The organism is Streptomyces sp. WAC 04229, assembly GCF_003947455.1.
In the GTDB taxonomy this organism is placed as follows: domain Bacteria; phylum Actinomycetota; class Actinomycetes; order Streptomycetales; family Streptomycetaceae; genus Streptomyces.
This window is the reverse complement of record NZ_QHJH01000412.1, coordinates 1-1,009: the sequence shown is the minus strand read 5'-3', so window position 1 is coordinate 1,009 and position 1,009 is coordinate 1. Positions and strand designations below refer to the sequence as shown.

Sequence of the window (1,009 nt, the reverse complement as noted above, 5' to 3'; positions counted from 1 at the left end):
GCATCGGGGAGTACCGGCTGCTGGGGCGGCTGGGTGCGGGCGGGATGGGCCACGTCTATCTGGCCCGCTCGGACCGGGGGCGCACGGTCGCCGTGAAACTGGTCCGCGAGGAGCTGGCCGCGCTGGAGGAGTTCCGGGAGCGCTTCCGGCAGGAGGTCGCGGCCGCCCGTCGGGTCGGCGGCCACTGGACCGCGCCCGTGCTGGACGCCGACACCGAGGCCGCCGTGCCGTGGCTGGCCACCGGGTACGTGGCGGGCCCCAGCCTCCAGCAGGTCGTCGGGCACGACCACGGCGCCCTGCCCGAGCGGTCGGTCCGCATCCTGGGGGCCGGTCTCGCGCACGCCCTCCAGGACATCCACGCCGCCGGGATCGTCCACCGCGACCTCAAGCCGTCCAACGTGCTCGTCACCATCGACGGGCCCCGCGTCATCGACTTCGGCATCGCGCGGGCCCTCCAGACGGTCACCGACGGCGGGCTCACCCGCACCGGGGCGCTCGTCGGCTCGCCCGGTTTCATGGCGCCGGAGCAGGTGCGCGGCGACCGGATCACGCCCGCCTGCGACGTCTTCTGCCTCGGCTCCGTCCTCGCCTACGCCGCCACCGGCGCGCTGCCCTTCGGCACCGCCGACAGCGGCGTGCACGCCCTGATGTTCCGCATCGCGCAGGAGGAGCCCGACCTGGACGGTGTGCCCGAGGGCATCGCCGACCTGGTGCGCGACTGCCTGAAGAAGGACCCCGCCGCGCGCCCCGTCCTCGCCGAGGTCCTGGAGCGCACGGGCGCGCAGGACACGGTCACCGACGGCCGTTCCCGCGACCCGTGGCTGCCCGGCGCCCTGGTCGCCCAGCTCGGCCGGCACGCCGTACGGCTGCTGGACACGGAGAACCCGGAGGCGCCGGGCGGCACCTCCCCGCTCCCGCAGACCCCGGTGGCAGGGCCCCCGCCACCGCGTGGGCCCGGCAGCGGCGGCGGAGGCTGGGGTCGCCCTCTCATTCCAAGCTGACACCGCTG

The 1,009-nt window shown here is 76.1% G+C and carries 1 pseudogene; it reads left to right on the top strand.

From position 1 onward, the window contains the following. Nucleotides 1-2 precede the first annotated feature (2 nt). Nucleotides 3-968: pseudogene (locus tag DMH12_RS38595) on the top strand (serine/threonine-protein kinase); the annotation flags it as partial. Between the last annotated feature and the right edge of the window lie 41 nt (nucleotides 969-1,009).